Below are 21,057 nucleotides of genomic sequence, written 5' to 3'. Positions count from 1 at the left end.
GCGGTCGGCACGCCGGAGCACCGGGCCTGGCAATCGCCAGACAGCAAAAAGGCGCCCGAAGGCGCCTTTCTGTTGTCTCGCAACGGTGTCAGACCTTGCTGCGCTCGAAGCGCTTGCGGTCGTTCTCGTTGAGGTACTTCTTGCGCAGGCGGATCGACTTCGGCGTCACTTCCACCAGCTCGTCGTCGGCGATGAATTCCAGCGCCTGCTCGAGGGTGAACTTGATCGGCGGAACCAGGGCGATGACTTCGTCCTTGCCGGAAGCGCGCATGTTGTCGAGCTTCTTGCCCTTGGTGGGGTTGAGCACCAGGTCATTGTCACGGCTGTTGATGCCGCACAGCTGGCCTTCGTAGATCTCGTCGCCCGGGGCCAGGAACAGCTTGCCGCGCGCCTGCAGGGTTTCCAGCGAGTAGGTCAGTGCGGTACCGGTAGCCATCGAGACCAGCACGCCGTTCTGGCGGTTGGTCACTTCACCGGCCTTGATGGGGCCGTAGTGGCTGAAGGTCGAGGTCAGAATGCCGCTACCCGAGGTCAGGGTCAGGAAGTTGTTACGGAAGCCGATCAGGCCGCGCGCCGGGATGGTGTATTCCAGGCGTACACGGCCCTTGCCATCCGGAACCATGTTGCTCAGGTCGCCCTTACGCAGGCCCATCTGCTCCATCACCGGACCCTGGTGCTGCTCTTCGATATCGATGGTGACGTTCTCGTACGGCTCCTGCTTGTCGCCGGCCTCGTTCTCGATGATCACCACTTCCGGGCGGCCTACGGCCAGCTCGAAGCCTTCACGACGCATGGTTTCGATCAGTACCGAAAGGTGCAGCTCGCCACGACCGGAAACCTTGAACTTCTCAGGGCTGTCGCCCGGCTCGACGCGCAGGGCGACGTTGTGCAGCAGCTCCTTCTCCAGACGATCCTTGATGTTGCGGCTGGTGACGAACTTGCCTTCCTTGCCGGCGAACGGCGAGTCGTTGACCTGGAAGGTCATGCTCACGGTCGGCTGGTCGACGGTCAGCGGCGGCAGCGCTTCGACATTGTTCTGGTCGCACAGGGTGTCGGAGATGTAGAGCTCGTCCATACCGGATACGCAGACGATGTCGCCCGCTTCGGCTTCCTGCACTTCAACGCGCTGCAGGCCGGAGTGGCCCATGATCTTGAGGATACGACCGTTGCGCTTCTTGCCGTCGGCGCCGATGGCGGTGACCGGCGTGTTGGCCTTGATGGTGCCGCGGGCGATGCGGCCGATGCCGATCACGCCGAGGAAGCTGTTGTAGTCCAGCTGGGAAATCTGCATCTGGAACGGGCCGCTTGCGTCGACGACTGGCGCCGGCACGTGGTCGACGATGGCCTGGAACAGGGCATCCATGTCGTCATCCATCTTCTCGTGGTCCATACCGGCAATGCCGTTCAGAGCACTGGCGTAGACGATCGGGAAGTCCAGCTGCTCGTCGGTGGCGCCGAGGTTGTCGAACAGGTCGAAGATCTGGTCGATTACCCAGTCCGGACGCGCGCCCGGACGGTCGATCTTGTTGACCACGACGATCGGACGCAGGCCGGCCTTGAACGCCTTCTGGGTCACGAAGCGGGTCTGCGGCATGGGGCCGTCCTGAGCGTCGACCACCAGCAGCACGGAGTCGACCATCGACATCACGCGCTCGACTTCACCGCCGAAGTCGGCGTGGCCGGGGGTGTCGACGATATTGATGCTGTAGTCCTTCCACTTCAGCGCAGTGTTCTTGGCCAGGATGGTGATGCCGCGTTCCTTTTCCTGGTCGTTGGAGTCCATCACGCGCTCGTTTTCCAGCTCCTTGCGATCCAGGGTGCCGGACAGACGCAGCAGCTTGTCGACGAGGGTGGTCTTGCCATGGTCAACGTGGGCGATGATGGCGATGTTGCGTAGATTCTCGATCACTGATTCTTTTCTCTGTAGATAGCTTCGAGCTGAGGCTGGAAGCTGGAAGTAGTCCGGACGAAGACAGTCTGTCCGAGGGTTGTACGGCCTGGCCTTGCGATCAGTGCCGGTCGGGAGGGCGGTGGCGGATGCTGCCGCCAAGCAGCCCCGGCTGTTTCACCGATGAGTCAGGCCGGACGATAGACGCGTACATTGACATGCCCCTCGCTCAGCAGATGGTGAGCATGCAGGCGGCTCATGACACCTTTGTCGCAATACAGCAGGTACTGGCGGTTTTCATCCAGCTCCTTGAATCGGTTGTTCAGTGCGTAGAACGGCAGCGTCTGAACTTCGATGCCCGGCAGCTCGAGCGGTTCGTCCTCGGCGCTGTCGGGGTGACGAATGTCGAGGATGACCTGGCCAGCGCTCGGCTCGACGACTTCTTCCACCTGCAAATCCTGGCCCAGCTCGTCGATCACGCGATCGATGGCGACCTGGCGGGCATTCGCCAGCGCACGCTCCAGGATAGCCATGTCGAACTGCTTTTCTTCGTGCTCTATACGATAGCGCTTGGCCTTGGTGGTCGGGTTCACCGAGATCACGCCGCAGTACTCGGGCATGTTCTTGGCAAACTCGGCGGTGCCGATCTCGAAGGCGGTGTCGATGATGTCCTGCTTGTGGCTGGCGATCAGCGGGCGCAGCACCAGCATGTCGGTGGCCGAGTCGATTACCGAGAGGTTCGGCAGGGTCTGGCTGGAGACCTGCGAGATCGCCTCGCCGGTGACCAGCGCGTCGATGTGCAGGCGCTCGGCGATCTGCGTCGAGACGCGCAGCATCATGCGCTTGAGGACGACGCCCATCTGGCTGTTGTCGACCTTCTGCAGGATTTCGCCGACCACTTCCTCGAACGGCACGCTGATGAACAGCACACGGTGCGAGCTGCCGTACTTCTTCCACAGATAATGAGCGACTTCCATCACGCCCAGCTCGTGGGCACGCCCGCCGAGATTGAAGAAGCAGAAATGCGTCATCAGCCCGCGGCGCATCATCTGATAGGCGGCGACGGTGGAATCGAAACCACCGGACATCAATACCAGGGTCTGCTCCAGCGCACCCAGCGGGTAGCCGCCGATGCCGTCATGCTGCTCGTGCACGACGAACAGGCGCTGGTCGCGGATCTCCATGCGCACTTCGACTTCCGGTGTTTTCAGCGAAATACCGGCGGCGCCGCACTGCTGGCGCAGCTGGCTGCCAACGTGGCGCTCGACGTCCATGGAGCTGAACGGATGCTTGCCGGCACGCTTGCAGCGCACGGCGAAGATCTTGCCCGGCAGGCGCTCGGCGTAGTGCGCCTTGCATCTGGCGACGATGTCGTCGAGATCGCCCAGCGGGTACTCGTGCACTTCCAGGCAATGGGCGATGCCGGGCGTGCAGCGCAGGCGCTCGATCATCTCGCGCAGCAGCTTCGGCTCGCTGCGCACGGTTTCCACCTCGATGTTGTCCCACGCGCCCTCGACCCGCAGGTCGGGATCGAGCTCGCGCAGCACGGTGCGGATGTTCTTCGCCAATTGGCGAATGAAGCCCTTGCGCACCGGCGGGCTCTTGATGGTGATTTCGGGGAAAACCTTGACGATCAGCTTCATGGAAACAGCGCGGCGCCGATGTGGCAGGAAAAGAGGGGCGCGGAGTATAGCGGAAACTGCTCAACATTTAACCGCTTTCTTCAAACGCAGCAGAACGCACCAAAAGAATGCACATTGCCGGCGAGACGCACCAATACCGCGCATCAATCCAGTGCAGCAGCTACGCTTTGAGACGCGCAAACGCTGCCGCAGCGCTGCCAGCGGCCTGCAGTCCCAAGAAAGAGCACTGGCATGCAATTTGCTCCCTTGTGAGGCAGGTCGCCTTGGCGGAACATCGCCGCCCGGCTTCACCCTGATTCGGAAGCTCACTGTCATGCTTCCACCACTTGGAGAACACCATGTCGAAGTCGCTTCAACTGATCAAAGATTACGATGTGAAGTGGATTGATCTGCGCTTCACCGATACCAAAGGCAAGCAGCACCACGTCACCGTTCCGGCTCGTGATGCCCAGGATGAAGACTTCTTCGAGCACGGCAAGATGTTCGACGGCTCCTCCATCCATGGCTGGAAAGGCATCGAAGCCTCCGACATGATCCTGATGCCGGTCGACGAAACCGCCGTGCTGGACCCGTTCACCGAAGAGCCGACCCTGATCCTGGTCTGCGATATCGTCGAGCCGAGCACCATGCAGGGCTACGACCGCGATCCGCGCTCCATCGCCAAGCGCGCCGAAGAGTTCCTGAAAGGCACCGGCATCGGTGACACCGTATTCGTCGGCCCGGAGCCGGAGTTCTTCATCTTCGACCAGGTCAAGTTCAAGTCGGACATCTCCGGCTCGATGTTCAAGATCTACTCCGAGCAGGGCTCCTGGATGACCGACCAGGACGTCGAAGGCGGCAACAAGGGCCACCGCCCGGCCGTCAAGGGCGGCTACTTCCCGGTTCCGCCGTGCGATCACGACCACGAAATCCGTACCGCCATGTGCAACGCCATGGAAGAAATGGGCCTGGTCGTCGAGGTTCACCACCACGAAGTGGCCACTGCCGGTCAGAACGAGATCGGCGTGAAGTTCAACACCCTGGTTGCCAAGGCAGACGAAGTTCAGACCCTGAAGTACTGCGTACACAACGTCGCCGACGCCTATGGCAAGACCGCGACCTTCATGCCGAAGCCGCTGTATGGCGACAACGGTTCGGGTATGCACGTACACATGTCCATCTCCAAGGATGGCAAGAACACCTTCGCTGGCGAAGGCTATGCCGGCCTGTCCGAGACCGCCCTGTACTTCATCGGCGGCATCATCAAGCACGGCAAGGCGCTGAACGGTTTCACCAACCCGTCGACCAACTCCTACAAGCGTCTGGTCCCGGGCTTCGAAGCACCGGTCATGCTGGCCTACTCGGCCCGCAACCGTTCCGCCTCGATCCGTATTCCGTACGTTTCCAGCCCGAAAGCCCGTCGTATCGAAGCGCGCTTCCCGGACCCGGCTGCCAACCCGTACCTGTGCTTCGCTGCACTGCTGATGGCTGGCCTGGACGGCATCCAGAACAAGATCCACCCTGGCGATGCAGCCGACAAGAACCTGTACGACCTGCCGCCGGAAGAAGGCAAGCTGATCCCGCAGGTCTGCGGCAGCCTGAAGGAAGCCCTGGAAGAGCTGGACAAGGGCCGCGCGTTCCTGACCAAGGGCGGCGTGTTCTCCGACGAGTTCATCGATGCCTACATCGAGCTGAAGTCCGAGGAAGAGATCAAGGTGCGCACCTTCGTGCACCCGCTGGAATACGACCTGTACTACAGCGTCTGATCCAGCTCGCGTGACAGGAAGGCCACCCTCGGGTGGCCTTCTTCGTTTCTGCAGTCCGGCGGCGGTTCGTGCAGCTTGTCACGCCTCGCAAATCCCACCGATCGCACTTGCCTGCAACTCGGCGCAGTGCAAGGCTTCGGCAGTCCAACTCCGCGGAGCCTCCCATGCGTAGCGCACTGTTCAGCCTGCTGTTCATTCTCAGCCTTCCGGCCTTCGCCGAGATCTACAAGTACACCAATGCACAAGGCAATACGGTGTTCACCAATCAGCCACCGGAGGGTGTCCAGGCCGATACCGTCGACCTGCCGCCAGCCAATACGGTAAATATCCGCACGCCCGAACCGCCGCCACCACTGCCGGACAGCCAGCAGACGCAGTCGGCCCCTTACCAGACACTGATGCTGAGCGGGATTCCCGATGAAGAAGCCCTGCGCGCCAACAACGGCACCTTCGTCGTCAGCGCGCTGCTGGAGCCGCCGCTACGACCCGGCCACAGCTTGCGCTTCGTGCTGGACGGCATTCCTCAGGCGGCCGCCAGCGCCGCCGCCTCCCTGCAACTGAACAATGTCGAGCGTGGCGAGCATCGCCTGCACGTCGAGGTGCTGAGCGGCGAGAAGGTCATCCAGCGCAGCCAGCCGGAGCTGTTCACCGTGCAACGGGTGAATACCTCCAGCCCGGCATTGCGTCCGAAGCCTCCGAGGCCTGCTCCTTGAGCATCCTGCGGCAGACCCTGGCCGTCGCACTGCTGGCGGCCGCCCTGCCCTGCCTCGCCGGCGTCTACTCCTATGTCGACGCCGAGGGCAATCGGGTCTTCACCGATCGTCCGGCCGGCGAGGCGGCCGAAGAAGTACACCTCAAGCCGTCCAACAGCATGCCTGCGCCGCCGATGCCGGCCGCACTCCCTACAGAGCCGGCAGCACCGAAAGCCGCGAGCATCATCTATCAGTTGCGCATCCTCAGCCCGACGGCGGACGAAGCGATCCGCAACAACGCCGGCAATGTCAGCGTCACCGTGCAGGCCGAACCGACGCTACACCCCGGCCACGCCTATCAGGTACTGCTCGATGACCAGCCGTTTGGCGCACCCGGCGAACAGACTTCCTTCGCCTTGAGTAACGTCGATCGTGGCACCCATCAGCTGGCGGTGGCTGTCGTGGATGAACAGGAGCGCGTCCTGCAACGCACCGCGAACCAGCCCTTTCACCTGATTCGCACCTCGCTGGCCCAGCGGCGCATGGTCAATCCTTGCCAGAAGGCCGATTACGGCGTTCGCCCGGAATGCCCGCTAAAGGACAAGCCGGTGGAAAAACGCGACATTCCCTTCGTGCCCTTTCTATGATCATGGGGTGCACCTGTTTGGTGCGCCCATCAGGTGAGCGGATCGCTCGTCACCAATTTGGGTCACCGGACAGCCCGTAGGACTGCAGCATCACGCCGATCCGCGCCGCAATGGCGCGTTTGGTTTGGTTCTTGCATTTCCTGCCTGAACTTCCGGACGCAGACCAGCCATGATCAACGAAGCCCTGCAACGCCTGCTGATCGAGAATCTGACTACCGCGACGCTGTTGCTCAACTCGCGCCTGCGCCTGGAGTACATGAACCCGGCTGCCGAAATGCTGCTGGCCGTCAGCGGCCAACGCAGCCACGGACAGTTCATCAGCGAGCTGTTCACCGAGTCGCCGGAAGCCCTGGCGGCCCTGCGCCAGGCGGTTGAAGAAGCCCATCCGTTCACCAAGCGCGAAGCCACCCTGACCTCCGCCACCGGCCAGACACTGACCGTGGACTACGCGGTGACCCCGGTACTGACCCGGCAGGAAACCATGCTGTTGCTGGAAGTGCTGCCGCGCGACCGCCTGCTGCGCATCACCAAGGAAGAGGCCCAGCTGTCCAAGCAGGAAACCACCAAGATGCTGGTGCGCGGCCTGGCTCACGAGATCAAGAATCCGCTGGGCGGCATTCGCGGTGCGGCACAACTGCTGGCCCGCGAGCTGCCCGAAGAACACCTGAAGGACTACACCGAAGTCATCATCGAGGAGGCCGACCGCCTGCGTAATCTGGTCGACCGCATGCTCGGCTCTAACAAGCTGCCGTCACTGTCGATGACCAACATTCACGAAGTGCTCGAACATGTCGCCAGCCTGATCGAGGCGGAATGCCAGGGAAGCATCATTTTGGTGCGCGATTACGACCCAAGCATTCCCGAAGTCCTGATGGACCGCGAACAGATGATCCAGGCCGTGCTCAATATCATGCGCAACGCCATGCAGGCACTGGCCGGGCAGAACGAGCTGGGCCTCGGCCGTCTCACCCTGCGCACCCGCACACTGCGGCAGTTCACCATCGGCCATATTCGTCATCGCCTGGTGACACGCATCGAGATCATCGACAACGGCCCGGGGATTCCCGCCGAACTGCAGAACACGCTCTTCTACCCGATGGTCAGCGGCCGCCCGGACGGAACCGGCCTGGGCCTTGCCATCACCCAGAACATCATCAGTCAGCACCAGGGTCTGATCGAATGCGAGAGCCATCCTGGCCACACCGTGTTCTCGATCTTCCTACCGCTGGAACAAGGAGCCACATCAGCATGAGCCGAAGCGAAAACGTCTGGATCGTCGACGACGACCGCTCCATCCGCTGGGTCCTGGAAAAGGCCCTGCAACAGGAAGGCATGGCCACGCAGAGCTTCGACAGCGCCGACGGTGTGCTGGCCCGCCTCGCCCGCCAGCAGCCGGATGTGATCATCTCCGACATCCGCATGCCCGGCCTCAGCGGTCTGGACATGCTCTCGCAGATCCGCGAGCAGTACCCTCGCCTGCCGGTGATCATCATGACCGCGCATTCGGATCTGGACAGCGCGGTGGCCTCCTACCAGGGCGGCGCCTTCGAATACCTGCCCAAGCCGTTCGACGTCGACGACGCCGTCTCGCTGGTCAAGCGAGCCAATCAGCACGCCCAGGAGCAGCAGAACCAGCAGGAACCGGCCAACCGCCACCACACCCCGGAGATCATCGGCGAAGCGCCGGCGATGCAGGAGGTGTTCCGCGCCATCGGCCGGCTCAGCCATTCCAACATCACCGTGCTGATCAACGGCGAGTCCGGCACCGGCAAGGAGCTGGTGGCCCATGCCCTGCACCGCCACAGCCCGCGCTCGGCGTCGCCATTCATCGCGCTGAACATGGCGGCTATCCCCAAGGACCTGATGGAGTCGGAGCTGTTCGGCCACGAGAAAGGCGCCTTCACCGGTGCGGCCAATCAGCGCCGCGGCCGCTTCGAGCAGGCCGACGGTGGCACCCTGTTCCTCGACGAGATCGGCGACATGCCGGCCGATACGCAGACCCGTCTGCTGCGCGTGCTGGCCGATGGCGAATTCTACCGGGTCGGCGGCCACACGCCGGTGCGGGTCGACGTGCGCATCATCGCCGCAACCCACCAGGACCTGGAAACCCTGGTGCAGGCGGGCAAGTTCCGCGAGGACCTGTTCCACCGCCTGAACGTCATCCGCATTCATATTCCCAGGCTGTCCGATCGCCGCGAGGACATCCCGGCACTCGCCGAGCACTTCCTCGCCAGCGCCGCGCAGGAGCTCTCGGTGGAAACCAAGGTGCTCAAGCCGGAAACCAAGGAATACCTGCAGCACCTGCCCTGGCCGGGCAACGTGCGCCAGCTGGAGAACACCTGCCGCTGGATCACAGTGATGGCATCCGGCCGTGAAGTGCATGTCGACGACCTGCCGCCGGAGCTGCTCAACCAGCAGGCCGAGGCGCAGCCGGCGCACAACTGGGAACAGGCGCTGCGCAACTGGTCCGATCAGGCCCTGGCGCGCGGCCAGAGCAACCTGCTCGACGAGGCGGTGCCAGCCTTCGAACGCATCATGATCGAGACCGCGCTCAAGCACACCGCTGGTCGCCGTCGCGACGCCGCGCTGCTGCTCGGCTGGGGACGCAACACCCTGACGCGCAAGATCAAGGAGTTGGGCATGCGCGTCGATGGCAGCGATGACGATGACGGCGACGACAGCTGAGCGCGGCTGACACTGCATCGTGTTTAGCGCGCTGCCAAGGGCGTCACCTGAATCATGGCTGCTTGTCGGCCGCCACCTGCACGGCGATACGCCAGCCACCATCGTGGCGCTCGCCCTGCCATTGCCCCTGCAGTCGCCGCGCCGCCACCAGATGCAGCAACAGGCCTTTCCCGGTCTGCTGCACGCGCCAGGCCACTGGCATGCCGTCGATCTGCAGTTGTCCGGATTGCGGCTCGCCTTCGGCCTGGAACAGCAGGGCGAACGCCCCTTCTAGGTGCTCGTCATATACCTCGGGTTCGCGGTCGAACTGCAACGAAAGGCCTTGCGGCTGCACCTCCACCAATGCCAGTTGCACCGGCCCGGGCGCGGTGAGCCGGCCGATCATCAGCCCCACCAGCAGCCCGATCAGCACCAGCGAACCGAAAAAGGTCCGGCGTATGCGGCGCATCGGGTCCTGCGCCCCGGTAGAATGCCGCCGGTCTTCAACCTCGGTGCTGCGCATGTTTCACGTGATCCTGTTCCAACCGGAAATTCCGCCCAATACCGGCAACATTATCAGGCTCTGCGCCAATACCGGCTGTCACCTGCACCTGATCGAGCCGCTGGGTTACGAGCTGGACGACAAGCGCCTGCGCCGCGCCGGCCTCGACTACCACGAGTACGCCACGCTGGAGCGCCACTCCGACCTACCGAGCTGCCTCGCGCGGATCGGCATCGACGCCGCAAACGCAGACGGCCCGCGGCTGTTCGCATTCACCACCAAGGGCTCGCAGCCGTTTCACGAGGTGCACTACCGACGCGGCGACGCCTTGCTGTTCGGCCCGGAGAGCCGCGGCCTGCCGCCGGAGATCCGCGACGCACTGCCCAACGAGCAACGCCTGCGCCTGCCGATGCGCCCCGACAGCCGCAGCCTGAACCTGTCGAACACCGTGGCCGTCACGGTATACGAGGCCTGGCGCCAGCACGGCTTCGCCATGGAGTGAGCGGTACAACCTTGTGACAAAGGGTCCTGAACGATCCGCCGTGGTCCCCGTCGTAAACAGACAAGCTCCCTTGGCAGCAGGAGAAACGACGTGTCCCAGACCAAGTTCAGGCCCTACCACGCGCCCGCGGGCGGCTGGGGGTCAGCCTACTCCGTCGCCAACATCCTGCTGCGTGAGCGCGTTTCGCCGGCCGGTATCGGTCTGCTGCTCAAGCAGAACAAACCTATCGACGGTTTCGCCTGTGTCAGTTGCGCCTGGGCCAAGCCGCATCCGTCACGACTACTGTCCTTCTGCGAGAACGGCGCCAAGGCGACTGCGTGGGAAACCACGTCGCTGCGCTGCGGCCCGGAATTCTTTGCCAGGCACAGCGTCAGCGAGCTGCTCAACTGGAGCGACTACGATCTCGAGCAGCAGGGCCGGCTGACCCATCCGCTGCGCTACGACGCCGCCAGCGATCACTATCAGCCGGTCAGCTGGGATGAAGCCTTCGCCGAGATCGGTGCCGAGCTCAAGGCCATGGCCGATCCCGATCAGGTGGTGTTCTACATGTCCGGGCGCGCGGCGCTGGAAACGGCCTACATGTATGGCCTGCTGGCGCGGCTGTACGGCACCAACAACCTGCCGGACAGCTCCAACATGTGCCACGAGAGCACTTCGGTGGCGCTGCCGGAGAGCATCGGCGTGCCGGTGGCGACCGTCACCCTGAACGATTTCGAGCACACCGACGGGCTGTTCTTCTTCGGCCACAACACCGGCACCTCCAGCCCGCGGATGCTGCATCAGCTACAGGAAGCCCGTGAACGCGACGCGCAGATTGTCACCTTCAACCCGCTGCGCGAGCGCGGTCTGGAGCGCTTCGTCAATCCACAGTCGCCGCGCGAAATGCTCACACCGGACAGCACGGTGATCAGCACCCAGTATCACCAGCTCGCCATCGGCGGCGACATGGCCGCCATCGCCGGCATGTGCAAGGCGCTGTTCGAAATGGACGACCAGGCCGTCGCCGAGGGTCGCAAGCGCGTGCTCGACGTGGACTTCATCGAGCAGCACACCCATGGCTTCGAGGATTTCGAACAGCGCATCCGCAGCTACAGTTGGACGCAGCTGGAACGCCGTTCGGGGCTCAGCCGCGCCGCGCTGGAAGCAGCCGCGACCGTCTATGCGCGCTGCGAACGGGTGATCGCCCCTTATGGCATGGGCCTGACCCAGCACCGCTACGGCGTGCAGACCATCCAGATGCTGGTCAACCTGCTGCTGTTGCGCGGCAACATCGGCAAGGAAGGCGCAGGCATCCTGCCGGTGCGCGGCCACTCCAACGTGCAGGGCCAGCGCACCGTCGGCATCACCGAAAAGGCGGCAAAGGTGCCTGCGGACAACCTGCGCCGGCAGTTCGGCTTCGAGCCGCCAAGCGATGACGGCGTGAACACCGTGGAGGCTTGCGAGGGCATTCTCGATGGCAGCATCCGTGGCTTCATCGGCCTGGGTGGCAACTTCGTCCGCGCCATTCCCGACACCCTGCAGATGGAGCCGGCCTGGCGCAGGCTGCGGCTGTCGGTGCAGGTGTCGACCAAGCTCAATCGCAACCACCTGATCACCGGCGAGGTGTCCTACATCCTACCCTGCCTGGGGCGCACCGAGATCGACCGTCAGGCCACCGGCGAGCAGCGTCACACCACCGAGGACAGCACCGGCTGCATCCGCGCTTGGCGCGGCGCCGCCGAGCCGGCCGGCGAACTGTTGCTATCGGAGCCGGCAATCATCGCGCGGCTGGCCAGGGCCACACTGGCACCCAACCCGATGCTGGACTGGGACGCCTGGGTCGCGGACTACAGCCTGATACGCGACGCCATTGCCGAGAGCTACCCGGAGATCTTCCACGACTTCAACGTGCGCATGATGGAGCCCGGCGGCTTCCATCGCCCGCTTGGCGCCAGCGAACGACGCTGGGATACCGAGTCTGGCAAAGCCAATTTCATCAACCCGCCATCGCTGGTTGCCGACCCCGACACCGAAGAAGACGGCCACGAGCAGCACGACGTGCTGCAGATGATGACGCTGCGCAGCAACGACCAGTTCAACACCACCGTCTACGGCTACGACGACCGCTTCCGCGGCATCCATGGCACCCGCGCGGTGATCCTGATGAACCGCAACGACATCGTCCGCCTCGGCCTGGCCGAAGGCGACCGCATCGAGGCGATCACCGTGGTCGACGATGGCGTGCACCGCGCGGTCAGCCCGTTGCGGGTCACGCCGTACGATATCCCCGAAGGCTGCTGCGCCGGTTATTACCCGGAATGCAATGCCCTGCTGCCGGTCTGGCACCATGCCGAACGCAGCAAGGTGCCGGCGGCCAAGTCGATTCCGGTGCGCCTGCGCAAGCTGATCGCCGCGTCGGTTGCCGGCGACGTACCGCGCCAGCCCAGTCGCCCGCAGCGCAGCGAACAACCCGGGCCTGCCTAGCGCCTCGTGCAGAACCACGGCTGTCGACGAACCTCGCCGACAGCCGTTGAAAAGCCGGCAGCAGTCCCCCATATCAACCGCATTCGGGCATTCATCGCCCCGCAGTGTGGAGATTTTCCTTTGACCACCATCGTTTCAGTGCGCCGCAACGGCAAAGTCGTCATGGGCGGCGACGGCCAGGTTTCCCTGGGCAACACCGTCATGAAAGGCAACGCCAAGAAGGTCCGCCGCCTCTATCACGGCCAGGTTCTGGCGGGCTTCGCCGGCGCCACCGCCGACGCCTTCACCCTCTTCGAACGCTTCGAAGGGCAGCTGGAGAAACATCAGGGTCACCTGGTCCGCGCCGCCGTCGAGCTGGCCAAGGACTGGCGTACCGACCGCTCCCTGAGTCGCCTGGAAGCCATGCTGGCGGTGGCCAACAAGGACGCCTCGCTGATCATCACCGGCAATGGCGACGTGGTGCAGCCCGAGGACGACCTGATCGCCATGGGCTCCGGCGGCGGCTTCGCCCAGGCCGCGGCCAAGGCCCTGCTACTCAAGGCCGGCGCCGATATGTCGGCCCAGGAAATCGCCGAGACGGCGCTGAACATCGCCGGCAGCATCTGCGTGTTCACCAACCAGAACCTGACCATAGAGGAGCTGGACAGCGCGATCTGACAGGCCGATGAAAAACCAGCTGCGTTGCCTCGCCTGGGTTTTTCAAGCCGCCTGCTTGCACCCCGTCCAGCCTTCCGGAGTAACGAAACAATGTCCATGACGCCCCGCGAGATCGTCCACGAACTCAACCGCCACATCATCGGCCAGGACGACGCCAAGCGCGCCGTGGCCATCGCCCTGCGCAACCGCTGGCGGCGCATGCAGCTGCCGGCCGAGCTGCGCCAGGAAGTCACCCCGAAGAACATCCTGATGATCGGCCCGACCGGTGTCGGCAAGACCGAGATCGCCCGCCGCCTGGCCAAGCTGGCCAATGCGCCCTTCCTCAAGGTCGAGGCGACCAAGTTCACCGAGGTCGGCTATGTCGGCCGCGACGTCGAGTCGATCATCCGCGACCTGGCCGATGCAGCCTTGAAAATGCTGCGCGAACAGGAGGTGCACAAGATGCGCCACCGCGCCGAGGACGCCGCCGAGGAACGCATTCTCGACGCCCTGCTGCCGCCGGCACGTCCGGTGGGCTTCTCCGAGGAGCCAATGCAGCCGAGCGATTCCAACACCCGCCAGCTGTTCCGCAAGCGCCTGCGCGAAGGCCAGCTGGATGACAAGGAAATCGACATCGAGGTCGCCGAAAGCCCGGCCGGCGTGGAAATCATGGCACCGCCCGGCATGGAGGAGATGACCAACCAGCTGCAGAACCTCTTCGCCAACATGGGCAAGGGCAAGAAGAAGAGCCGCAAGCTGAAGATCAAGGAAGCCTTCAAGCTGATCCGCGACGAAGAAGCCGCGCGCCTGGTCAACGAAGAAGACCTCAAGGCCCGCGCCCTGGAAGCGGTCGAGCAGCACGGCATCGTCTTCATCGACGAGATCGACAAGGTCGCCAAGCGCGGCAACACCAGCGGCGCCGATGTCTCCCGCGAGGGCGTGCAGCGCGACCTGCTGCCGCTGATCGAAGGCTGCACGGTCAACACAAAACTCGGCATGGTCAAGACCGACCACATCCTCTTCATCGCCTCCGGCGCCTTCCACCTGTCCAAGCCCAGCGACCTGGTGCCGGAACTGCAGGGTCGCCTGCCGATCCGTGTCGAGCTCAAGGCGCTGTCACCGGAAGACTTCGAGCGCATCCTCACCGAGCCGCACGCGGCGCTCACCGAGCAGTACCGCGAGCTGCTGAAGACCGAAGGCCTGCACGTCGAATTCCTCGAAGATGGCATCAAACGCATCGCCGAGATCGCCTGGCAGGTCAACGAAAAGACCGAGAACATCGGTGCGCGTCGCCTGCACACGCTGCTCGAGCGCCTGCTGGAGGAGGTCTCCTTCAGCGCTGCCGATATCGCCGCCAAGCAGGACGGCGAGGCGATCCGCATCGACGCTGCCTACGTCAACGAGCATCTCGGCGAGCTGGCGCAGGACGAAGACCTGTCGCGCTACATCCTCTAACCGTCGCGGCCGTGGCAATCGCCACGGCCGGTTCTTCCGGAGCGTTGCATGCGCATCCCCACTGCAATCAAGCTGCACAAGGCGTCGAAAACCCTGGAGCTGGAATATGGCAGCGACGAGCGCCATGTGCTGTCCGCCGAATTCCTGCGCGTGCATTCACCCTCGGCCGAGGTGCAGGGCCACGGTAATCCGGTGCTGCAGACCGGCAAGCTGAACGTAGGCCTGGAGCAGATCGAACCGGCCGGCCAGTACGCGCTGAAGCTGACCTTCAGCGACGGCCATGACAGCGGCCTATTCACCTGGGATTACCTGGAGCGCCTGGCGCTGAATCAGCAGACGTTGTGGGAGGACTATCTCGCGGCACTGGCGGCCGCCGGCAAGTCGCGCGATCCGGATGAGTCAGTGGTCAAGCTGATGCTCTGACCTTGCTCGGCAACATCTCGCCATCGTTTTCTGCCCGAACTCTCAGCGCCTGACCGACTGCGCAACTGGTCGGTGCCGCGCTGCCGGCCCGCCAACTGCGCTCCGACGGTCAGCCCCGTACCGCCATAGCGCGACCCTGCAGTCAAAAAAACGACCGGCGTGCAGCGCATTTGCTTAAGAAACCTCCGAAGTCGGCCGCTAAGTGCAGTGACACTTACGCTGCCGCCACGGCAGCCCGGCACAAGACGCCTCGCCACTGCGCCTCGGCAACTTGCGCCCGCCTCGACTTTTGGAGCGTTCATACATGTTCTCGCGCTTTTTCACCGACCTGGCCGTCACGCGCAAGCTTGGCCTGGGCTTCGGCTTCATGGTCCTACTGACACTTCTGGTCGCCGCCATCGCCGTCACCAGTCTCAACGGGCTGATGGAGCGCAACCAGAAGCAGACACGCCTTTCGCAGGTTCAGGAAGCCGCCTACGCGGTGGATACCGCGCGCACGCTGTTCGAACAGAGCGGCAGCGACGCCCACGCCCAGCAGGTGACCGGCAAGATCGGCGAAGTTCGCTATCACCTGCAGGACATCCGCACCACCCTGACTGCCGCTGACGATCAACGTGACATCGCCGCCGCGCTGCAGCACGCCGAGCGTATCGAGCGCAGCTTTCAGGAGCTGAAGCAGGCCCGCGAAAGCCGCGAGCAGAGCCGGGGCGTTATGGTCAGCAGCGCCGGCGAGGCGCTCAAGGCACTCGGTGAACTGGAAGGACAGATCTACCAGGCGCTCGAACAATCCGCCGACGACCCGCTCGTCGTGCAGCAGGCCCGCGCCCTCGCCGAACTCACCCGGCGTGTGCTGGAGAGCCGTTATCTGGTGCGTGGCTACATCTTCCAGCACACTGAGGAGTCTGCGCAGCTCGCCTACGCCGGCCTTGATCGCTCCCGCCAACAGGCCGACCTGCTGCGCGGCCTGCTGCCATCCGACCAGCACAGTCATCTCGATCGCATGGCCAGCGCCCTGCAACGCTACCGAGCGGCGATTGAAACCTTCAAGGTTGGCATGGACGCAACCATCCAGGCACGCACGGCGCTGGCCAAGGAGATCGGCGGGCTGCTGGAAATTAACGGCAACCTGTACCGCAACCAGCAGAACAAGATGCTCGGCGAAACGCAGCAGGCACGCATCCAGACCATGCTGACCGCCCTCGCCAGTGCACTGCTCGGCCTGCTCGCGGCCTGGTTCATCGCCCGCCAGATCATTCTGCCGCTGCGCCACACCCTGGCCATGGCCCGGCGCATCGCCGACGGCGACCTCTCTGGTCAGGACAGCGCGCCGCGACGCGACGAACTGGGACAGCTGGAAAGCGCGATGCAGGAGATGCGCCAGAGTCTGCGCAAGCTGATCGGCAGCATCGGCGACAGCTCGACGCAGATCGCGGCGGCTGCCGAGGAGCTCTCCGCGGTCACGGAGCAGACCAGCGCCGGGGTCAACGATCAGCGCCAGGAGACCGATCAGGTGGCCACGGCGGTAAACGAGATGGCCGCCACCGTTCAGGAGGTGGCGCGCAACGCGATCGATGCCGCACAGGCCACTGCCGAGGCCGACCAGCAGGCGGTACAGGGCGAGAAGCTAGCTGGGGACGCTGTCGCCCAGATCGAGCGCATGGCGATGCAGGTCGCCAACACCGGCGAGGCAATGGAGCATTTACGCCGCGACAGCAATGCCATCGGCAGCGTGCTGGACGTGATCAAGGCAGTCGCCGAGCAGACCAATCTGCTGGCGCTCAATGCCGCCATCGAGGCGGCGCGGGCTGGTGAAGCGGGCCGTGGCTTCGCCGTGGTAGCAGACGAGGTGCGTGGCCTGGCGCAACGCACCCAGCAATCGACCGAGGAGATCGAGAAACTGATCGGCACCCTACAGAACAGTGCCCAGAGCGCCAGCCAGCTGATGCGCGACAACCAGCAGCTGAGCGACAGCACGGTCGAACTGACCCGCCGTGCCGGCGACGCCCTGAGCGTCATCGCCCGGACCGTGTCGACCATCCAGAGCATGAACCAGCAGATCGCAGCGGCGGCCGAACAGCAGAGCGCGGTGGCCGAAGAGATCAACCGCAGCGTGGTCAGCGTGCGCGACATTTCCCTGCAGACCGCTACCGCCAGCGACGAAACGGCACGCGCCAGTACCGAACTGGCCCAGCTCGGCAACGCGCTTCAGCAGCAGATCGGCCGCTTCCGCCTCTGACGGCCAGGCGCAGGGCCGCAGCGTCCTGCGCCGCCTCTCAGGTCAGCGCCTTGTCCAGTGCCCGCTCGATCTGCCCCTGAATGCTGCTACCCATGGCCGAGAGCAGCAGGCCGAGGTTGAGCAGAACCTTCACGCTGTCCTCGTAGACTTCGATACGCCCATCCGCGCCGCTGCGCTTGACTGCCAGCACATCGCCCTGCCACTGACAGCTCACACCGAACTCGCGAGCCAGGCGTGCAGCCAGTTCGTCGGCCTTCTCGCGTGCGGCCTCGCGGCCAAGATTGTGGGTACGTTCGACGATGATCTGGGCCATGAGGACTCCTGGCTGCGCCCGAAAAGGCGCGCACTATAGCAAAGCGGCGCCGTCGATCGCCTGGCCGCCCCGCCTGCTCATGCCAGTGAACCCTCTGTCCCACAGGCCTGTCGCCGCCAGCGCCATCCTGCGACATGTCGCCGCTAGCCCTTTTGCCCGCGACCGCCAGCTCGACGCTTATCAGCCGCCTATTTAGGTTTAGAATGCCGGGCACATTCTTTCCGGCGAAAGTGACATGACCGACCCTCGCAAAGCGCATGACGCAGAACCGACCACCCATTTCGGCTACAAGAACGTGCCGGAAAGCCAGAAGGCGCAGAAGGTGGCCGAGGTGTTCCACTCCGTGGCCGCCAAGTACGACCTGATGAACGACCTGATGTCCGGTGGCGTGCATCGCCTGTGGAAGCGCTTCACCATCGAGCTGTCCGGCGCCCGCCACGGCAATCGCATCCTGGACATCGCCGGCGGCACCGGTGACCTGACCCGCCAGTTCTCGCGCATCGTCGGCCCCACCGGCGAGGTGGTGCTGGCCGACATCAATGCTTCGATGCTCAAGGTCGGCCGCGACAAGCTGCTGGACAAGGGCGTGGCCGGCAACGTCAGGTTCGTTCAGGCCGATGCCGAGAAGCTGCCCTTCCCGGACAATCACTTCGACGTGGTCACCATCGCCTTCGGCCTGCGCAACGTGACGCACAAGGAAGACGCAATCGCGTCGATGCTGCGCGTGCTCAAGCCGGGCGGCCGCCTGCTGGTACTGGAATTCTCCAAGCCGACCAACCAGCTGTTTTCCAAGGCCTACGACGCCTACTCGTTCAGCCTGCTGCCGATGATGGGCAAGCTGATCACCAACGACGCCGAGAGCTATCGCTACCTGGCCGAGTCGATCCGCATGCACCCGGATCAGGAAACGCTCAAAGGCATGATGGAGACCGCCGGTTTCGAGCGCGTCAGCTATCACAACATGACCGGCGGCATCGTCGCCCTGCACCGCGGCATCAAACCCTGATGTTGCGCGCTGCCCTGCTGGCCGGTGCCGAGCGTGGCATCAATCGCGTCCTGCGCCTGGACCCCACGGCATTGCCGCGACTGGCACGCCTGAGCGGCCGGATCATCGAGATCGACTGCACGGCGCCGGCCTGGCGGCTGTTCATCCTTGCCGACGACGAAGGCCTGCGCCTGGCCAGCAACTGGGGCGCGGATGCCGATTGCCGCCTGCGCGCGCCTGCGAGCAGCCTCTTGCGCCTGGCCGTCAGCCGCAACAAGACCGCCGTGCTGCATGGCCCCGAGGTCGAGATCGACGGCGACAGTGGGCTGCTGATGAACCTCGCTGAGGTGCTGCAGGATCTGGAGCTGGACTGGGAATACGAAATTTCCCGCTGGCTCGGCCCGGTCGGCGCACAGCTGCTCGGCTCCAGCCTACGCGGCCCAGTGGACTGGGTGCGCGACAGCGCCGACTCGCTGCGTCAGGACCTTGCCGACTACCTCAGCGAGGAATCGCGGATGCTGGTCGGCCAGGCCGAAGCCCAGGCGCGTTTCGACGAGCTGGATGACATGAAACTTGCCCTCGACCGACTCGAAGCCCGCATCGAGCGCCTCGCCCTCAACCTGAATCCAGATCGCCCCGAATGAAGCTGTTCGCCGCCGCACGCCGCCTGTTTCGCATCCTGCTGGTGGTGATCCGCTACCGCCTCGATGACATCATCCTCGACCTGCCGATGCCCTGGTGGCTGCGCGCCACCAGCTACCTGCTGCCCTGGCGCTGGATTCCGCGACGCCACAGCGAGCTGTCGCGCGGCGCACGCCTGCGTCTGGCACTGGAGGGCCTGGGGCCGATCTTCATCAAGTTCGGGCAGATCCTCTCCACCCGCCGTGACCTGCTGCCGCCGGATATCGCCGAAGAGCTGGCGATGCTGCAGGACCGCGTGCCGCCCTTCGATTCAGCCGTCGCCACGGCACTCATCGAGCGCCAGCTGGGCGCTCCGGTAGGGGAAATCTTCGCCCGTTTCGACAGCAAGCCGCTGGCCTCCGCATCGGTGGCGCAGGTGCACGCGGCCAAGCTGCGCTCCGGCGAGGAAGTGGTGGTCAAGGTGGTGCGCCCGAACCTCCGGCCGATCATCAGCCAGGATCTGGCCTGGCTGTTCATGCTGGCCAACAGCGCCGAGCGCATTTCCATCGACGCGCGCCGCCTGCACCTGGTGGAAGTGGTCGACGACTACGCCAAGACCATCTACGACGAGCTCGACCTGCTGCGCGAAGCGGCCAACGCCAGCCAGCTCAAGCGCAACTTCGAGGGCTCGGCGCTGCTTTACGTGCCGCAGGTGTACTGGGACTACTGCCGCCCGCAGGTGCTGGTGATGGAACGCATCTACGGCGTACCGGTGACCGACATGGCTGGACTGGCACGACAGAACACCGACATGCGCCAGCTGGCCGAGCGCGGGGTGGAGATTTTCTTCACCCAGGTGTTCCGCGACAGCTTCTTCCACGCCGACATGCACCCCGGCAACATCTTCGTCAGCACCCACCAGCCCTGGAGCCCGCAGTACATCGCGGTGGACTTCGGCATCGTCGGCAGCCTGACGCCGGAGGACCAGGATTATCTGGCGCGCAACCTGATGGCCTTCTTCAAGCGCGACTACCGCAAGGTCGCGCAGCTGCACATCGATTCGGGCTGGGTGCCGGCGGAAACCAAGGTCAACGAATTCGAGGCCGCGATTCGCACCGTCTGCGAGCCGATCTTCGAGAAGCCGCTGAAGGACATCTCCTTCGGCCAGCTGCTGGTGCGCCTGTTCCAGGTGGCGCGGCGCTTCAACATGGAAGTGCAGCCACAGCTGGTATTGCTGCAGAAGACCCTGCTCAACATCGAAGGTCTCGGCCGTGAGCTGTACCCGGATCTCGACCTCTGGAGCACCGGCCAGCCGTACCTCGAGCGCTGGATGCGCGAGCGCATGAGCCCCAAGCAGCTGATCAAGAACGTGCACGCGCAGATTGAACAACTGCCGCACCTGGCCAACATGACCCGCGAGCTGCTCGAGCGCATGGCGCACCCGCACGCTAACAACCCACCGCCGCCCTGGCGCGAGCGTCACCACGGCTGGCCGCTGCGTCTGATCGGCGCCGTACTGCTCGGCAGCGGCGCGACCCTGGCGGCCAGCGCCGACAGCCTGACCGCCGTAACCGCCTGGCCGGCGTGGGTGATGCTGGTAGCCGGCATCTTCATCGTGGTGCGCCGATAGCCATCCCTGGTG

Annotated in this window: 18 protein-coding genes; 14 read left to right on the top strand and 4 right to left on the bottom strand. The window is 64.3% G+C overall.

From position 1 onward, the window contains the following. Positions 1-88 precede the first annotated feature (88 nt). A complete protein-coding gene (typA, locus tag RT582_RS00490; RefSeq protein WP_313476123.1) occupies positions 89-1,909 on the bottom strand; it encodes a translational GTPase TypA in 1,821 nt (606 codons plus the stop codon). Positions 1,910-2,076: 167 nt separating this feature from the next. Next, positions 2,077-3,531 (bottom strand): tRNA uracil 4-sulfurtransferase ThiI, encoded by a 1,455-nt coding sequence (gene thiI, locus RT582_RS00485; protein WP_313476121.1) that lies wholly within the window; start codon positions 3,529-3,531, stop codon positions 2,077-2,079. A 338-nt stretch (positions 3,532-3,869) separates the two neighbouring features. Here thiI and glnA point away from each other — a divergent pair, with 338 nt between their 5' ends. The 5 genes from glnA to ntrC all read left to right on the top strand — a co-directional run bounded on the left by glnA (position 3,870) and on the right by ntrC (position 9,300). Further along, complete coding sequence (glnA, locus tag RT582_RS00480; RefSeq protein WP_014821904.1) at positions 3,870-5,276, top strand: glutamate--ammonia ligase; 1,407 nt, start codon at positions 3,870-3,872, stop codon at positions 5,274-5,276. A gap of 164 nt (positions 5,277-5,440) precedes the next feature. Further along, positions 5,441-5,989 carry a DUF4124 domain-containing protein gene (locus RT582_RS00475; RefSeq protein ID WP_313476118.1) on the top strand — a complete coding sequence of 183 codons (549 nt, stop codon included), beginning with the start codon at positions 5,441-5,443 and terminating at the stop codon, positions 5,987-5,989. After that, entirely contained in the window at positions 5,986-6,615 is a 630-nt protein-coding gene (locus tag RT582_RS00470) for a DUF4124 domain-containing protein (RefSeq protein ID WP_221104208.1), read from the top strand. Before RT582_RS00475 ends, RT582_RS00470 begins: the two co-directional genes overlap by 4 nt. A gap of 169 nt (positions 6,616-6,784) precedes the next feature. Continuing rightward, positions 6,785-7,867: a nitrogen regulation protein NR(II) gene (glnL, locus tag RT582_RS00465; protein ID WP_014821907.1), complete on the top strand. Its 1,083-nt coding sequence runs from the start codon at positions 6,785-6,787 to the stop codon at positions 7,865-7,867. After that, a complete protein-coding gene (ntrC, locus tag RT582_RS00460) occupies positions 7,864-9,300 on the top strand; it encodes a nitrogen regulation protein NR(I) (protein ID WP_014821908.1) in 1,437 nt (478 codons plus the stop codon). The genes glnL and ntrC overlap by 4 nt, the downstream gene beginning before the upstream one ends. A 52-nt stretch (positions 9,301-9,352) precedes the next feature. Here ntrC and RT582_RS00455 read toward each other — a convergent pair whose 3' ends face one another. Continuing rightward, positions 9,353-9,802: a hypothetical protein gene (locus RT582_RS00455; protein WP_312171256.1), complete on the bottom strand. Its 450-nt coding sequence runs from the start codon at positions 9,800-9,802 to the stop codon at positions 9,353-9,355. Here RT582_RS00455 and RT582_RS00450 point away from each other — a divergent pair. The 6 genes from RT582_RS00450 (at position 9,801) to RT582_RS00425 (ending at position 17,496) form a co-directional block, all read left to right on the top strand. Further along, complete coding sequence (locus tag RT582_RS00450) at positions 9,801-10,283, top strand: tRNA (cytidine(34)-2'-O)-methyltransferase (RefSeq protein ID WP_312171254.1); 483 nt, start codon at positions 9,801-9,803, stop codon at positions 10,281-10,283. The genes RT582_RS00455 and RT582_RS00450 overlap by 2 nt on opposite strands. A gap of 90 nt (positions 10,284-10,373) precedes the next feature. After that, the gene (locus tag RT582_RS00445; protein ID WP_313476115.1) at positions 10,374-12,746 is read left to right on the top strand and encodes an FdhF/YdeP family oxidoreductase; all 2,373 of its coding nucleotides are present in this window, start codon (positions 10,374-10,376) and stop codon (positions 12,744-12,746) included. Between the two features lie 120 nt (positions 12,747-12,866). Continuing rightward, positions 12,867-13,403 carry an ATP-dependent protease subunit HslV gene (gene hslV / locus RT582_RS00440; protein ID WP_014821912.1) on the top strand — a complete coding sequence of 179 codons (537 nt, stop codon included), beginning with the start codon at positions 12,867-12,869 and terminating at the stop codon, positions 13,401-13,403. A 90-nt stretch (positions 13,404-13,493) separates the two neighbouring features. Continuing rightward, a complete protein-coding gene (gene hslU, locus RT582_RS00435; protein ID WP_014821913.1) occupies positions 13,494-14,837 on the top strand; it encodes an ATP-dependent protease ATPase subunit HslU in 1,344 nt (447 codons plus the stop codon). A gap of 48 nt (positions 14,838-14,885) precedes the next feature. After that, the gene (locus RT582_RS00430; protein WP_228207677.1) at positions 14,886-15,260 is read left to right on the top strand and encodes a gamma-butyrobetaine hydroxylase-like domain-containing protein; all 375 of its coding nucleotides are present in this window, start codon (positions 14,886-14,888) and stop codon (positions 15,258-15,260) included. Between the two features lie 304 nt (positions 15,261-15,564). Then, positions 15,565-17,496 carry a methyl-accepting chemotaxis protein gene (locus RT582_RS00425; RefSeq protein WP_228207678.1) on the top strand — a complete coding sequence of 644 codons (1,932 nt, stop codon included), beginning with the start codon at positions 15,565-15,567 and terminating at the stop codon, positions 17,494-17,496. Between the two features lie 37 nt (positions 17,497-17,533). On the opposite strand, the gene RT582_RS00420 is transcribed toward RT582_RS00425, so the two are convergent. Next, positions 17,534-17,809 (bottom strand): polyhydroxyalkanoic acid system family protein, encoded by a 276-nt coding sequence (locus RT582_RS00420; RefSeq protein ID WP_228207679.1) that lies wholly within the window; start codon positions 17,807-17,809, stop codon positions 17,534-17,536. Between the two features lie 235 nt (positions 17,810-18,044). Between RT582_RS00420 and ubiE the strand changes: the two genes are divergently transcribed. Genes ubiE through ubiB form a run of 3 tightly spaced genes read left to right on the top strand, consistent with a single transcriptional unit; the run spans position 18,045 to position 21,045 of the window. Next, on the top strand, positions 18,045-18,815 hold the full coding sequence (gene ubiE, locus RT582_RS00415) for a bifunctional demethylmenaquinone methyltransferase/2-methoxy-6-polyprenyl-1,4-benzoquinol methylase UbiE (protein WP_014821916.1): 771 nt from the start codon (positions 18,045-18,047) through the stop codon (positions 18,813-18,815). Beyond that, positions 18,815-19,438, top strand: coding sequence for a ubiquinone biosynthesis accessory factor UbiJ (locus RT582_RS00410; protein ID WP_228207680.1), 624 nt, complete (start codon positions 18,815-18,817; stop codon positions 19,436-19,438). The genes ubiE and RT582_RS00410 overlap by 1 nt, the downstream gene beginning before the upstream one ends. Beyond that, positions 19,435-21,045: a ubiquinone biosynthesis regulatory protein kinase UbiB gene (gene ubiB / locus RT582_RS00405; protein ID WP_044315788.1), complete on the top strand. Its 1,611-nt coding sequence runs from the start codon at positions 19,435-19,437 to the stop codon at positions 21,043-21,045. Before RT582_RS00410 ends, ubiB begins: the two co-directional genes overlap by 4 nt. Positions 21,046-21,057: the final 12 nt, after the last annotated feature.

The organism is Stutzerimonas kunmingensis (assembly GCF_032106285.1).
Taxonomy (GTDB): Bacteria; Pseudomonadota; Gammaproteobacteria; order Pseudomonadales; family Pseudomonadaceae; genus Stutzerimonas; species Stutzerimonas kunmingensis_B.
This window is presented reverse-complemented; position numbering and strand designations above follow the sequence as displayed.

Coding starts and splice junctions, on each gene's coding strand:
- RT582_RS00430 (WP_228207677.1), top strand. CDS start 14,886: ATGCGCATCCCCACTGCAATCAAGCTGCACAAGGCGTCGAAAACCCTG.
- RT582_RS00455 (WP_312171256.1), bottom strand. CDS start 9,802: ATGCGCAGCACCGAGGTTGAAGACCGGCGGCATTCTACCGGGGCGCAG.
- glnL (WP_014821907.1), top strand. CDS start 6,785: ATGATCAACGAAGCCCTGCAACGCCTGCTGATCGAGAATCTGACTACC.
- ntrC (WP_014821908.1), top strand. CDS start 7,864: ATGAGCCGAAGCGAAAACGTCTGGATCGTCGACGACGACCGCTCCATC.
- ubiB (WP_044315788.1), top strand. CDS start 19,435: ATGAAGCTGTTCGCCGCCGCACGCCGCCTGTTTCGCATCCTGCTGGTG.
- RT582_RS00450 (WP_312171254.1), top strand. CDS start 9,801: ATGTTTCACGTGATCCTGTTCCAACCGGAAATTCCGCCCAATACCGGC.
- hslU (WP_014821913.1), top strand. CDS start 13,494: ATGTCCATGACGCCCCGCGAGATCGTCCACGAACTCAACCGCCACATC.
- RT582_RS00475 (WP_313476118.1), top strand. CDS start 5,441: ATGCGTAGCGCACTGTTCAGCCTGCTGTTCATTCTCAGCCTTCCGGCC.
- ubiE (WP_014821916.1), top strand. CDS start 18,045: ATGACCGACCCTCGCAAAGCGCATGACGCAGAACCGACCACCCATTTC.
- RT582_RS00420 (WP_228207679.1), bottom strand. CDS start 17,809: ATGGCCCAGATCATCGTCGAACGTACCCACAATCTTGGCCGCGAGGCC.
- thiI (WP_313476121.1), bottom strand. CDS start 3,531: ATGAAGCTGATCGTCAAGGTTTTCCCCGAAATCACCATCAAGAGCCCG.
- RT582_RS00425 (WP_228207678.1), top strand. CDS start 15,565: ATGTTCTCGCGCTTTTTCACCGACCTGGCCGTCACGCGCAAGCTTGGC.
- RT582_RS00410 (WP_228207680.1), top strand. CDS start 18,815: ATGTTGCGCGCTGCCCTGCTGGCCGGTGCCGAGCGTGGCATCAATCGC.
- glnA (WP_014821904.1), top strand. CDS start 3,870: ATGTCGAAGTCGCTTCAACTGATCAAAGATTACGATGTGAAGTGGATT.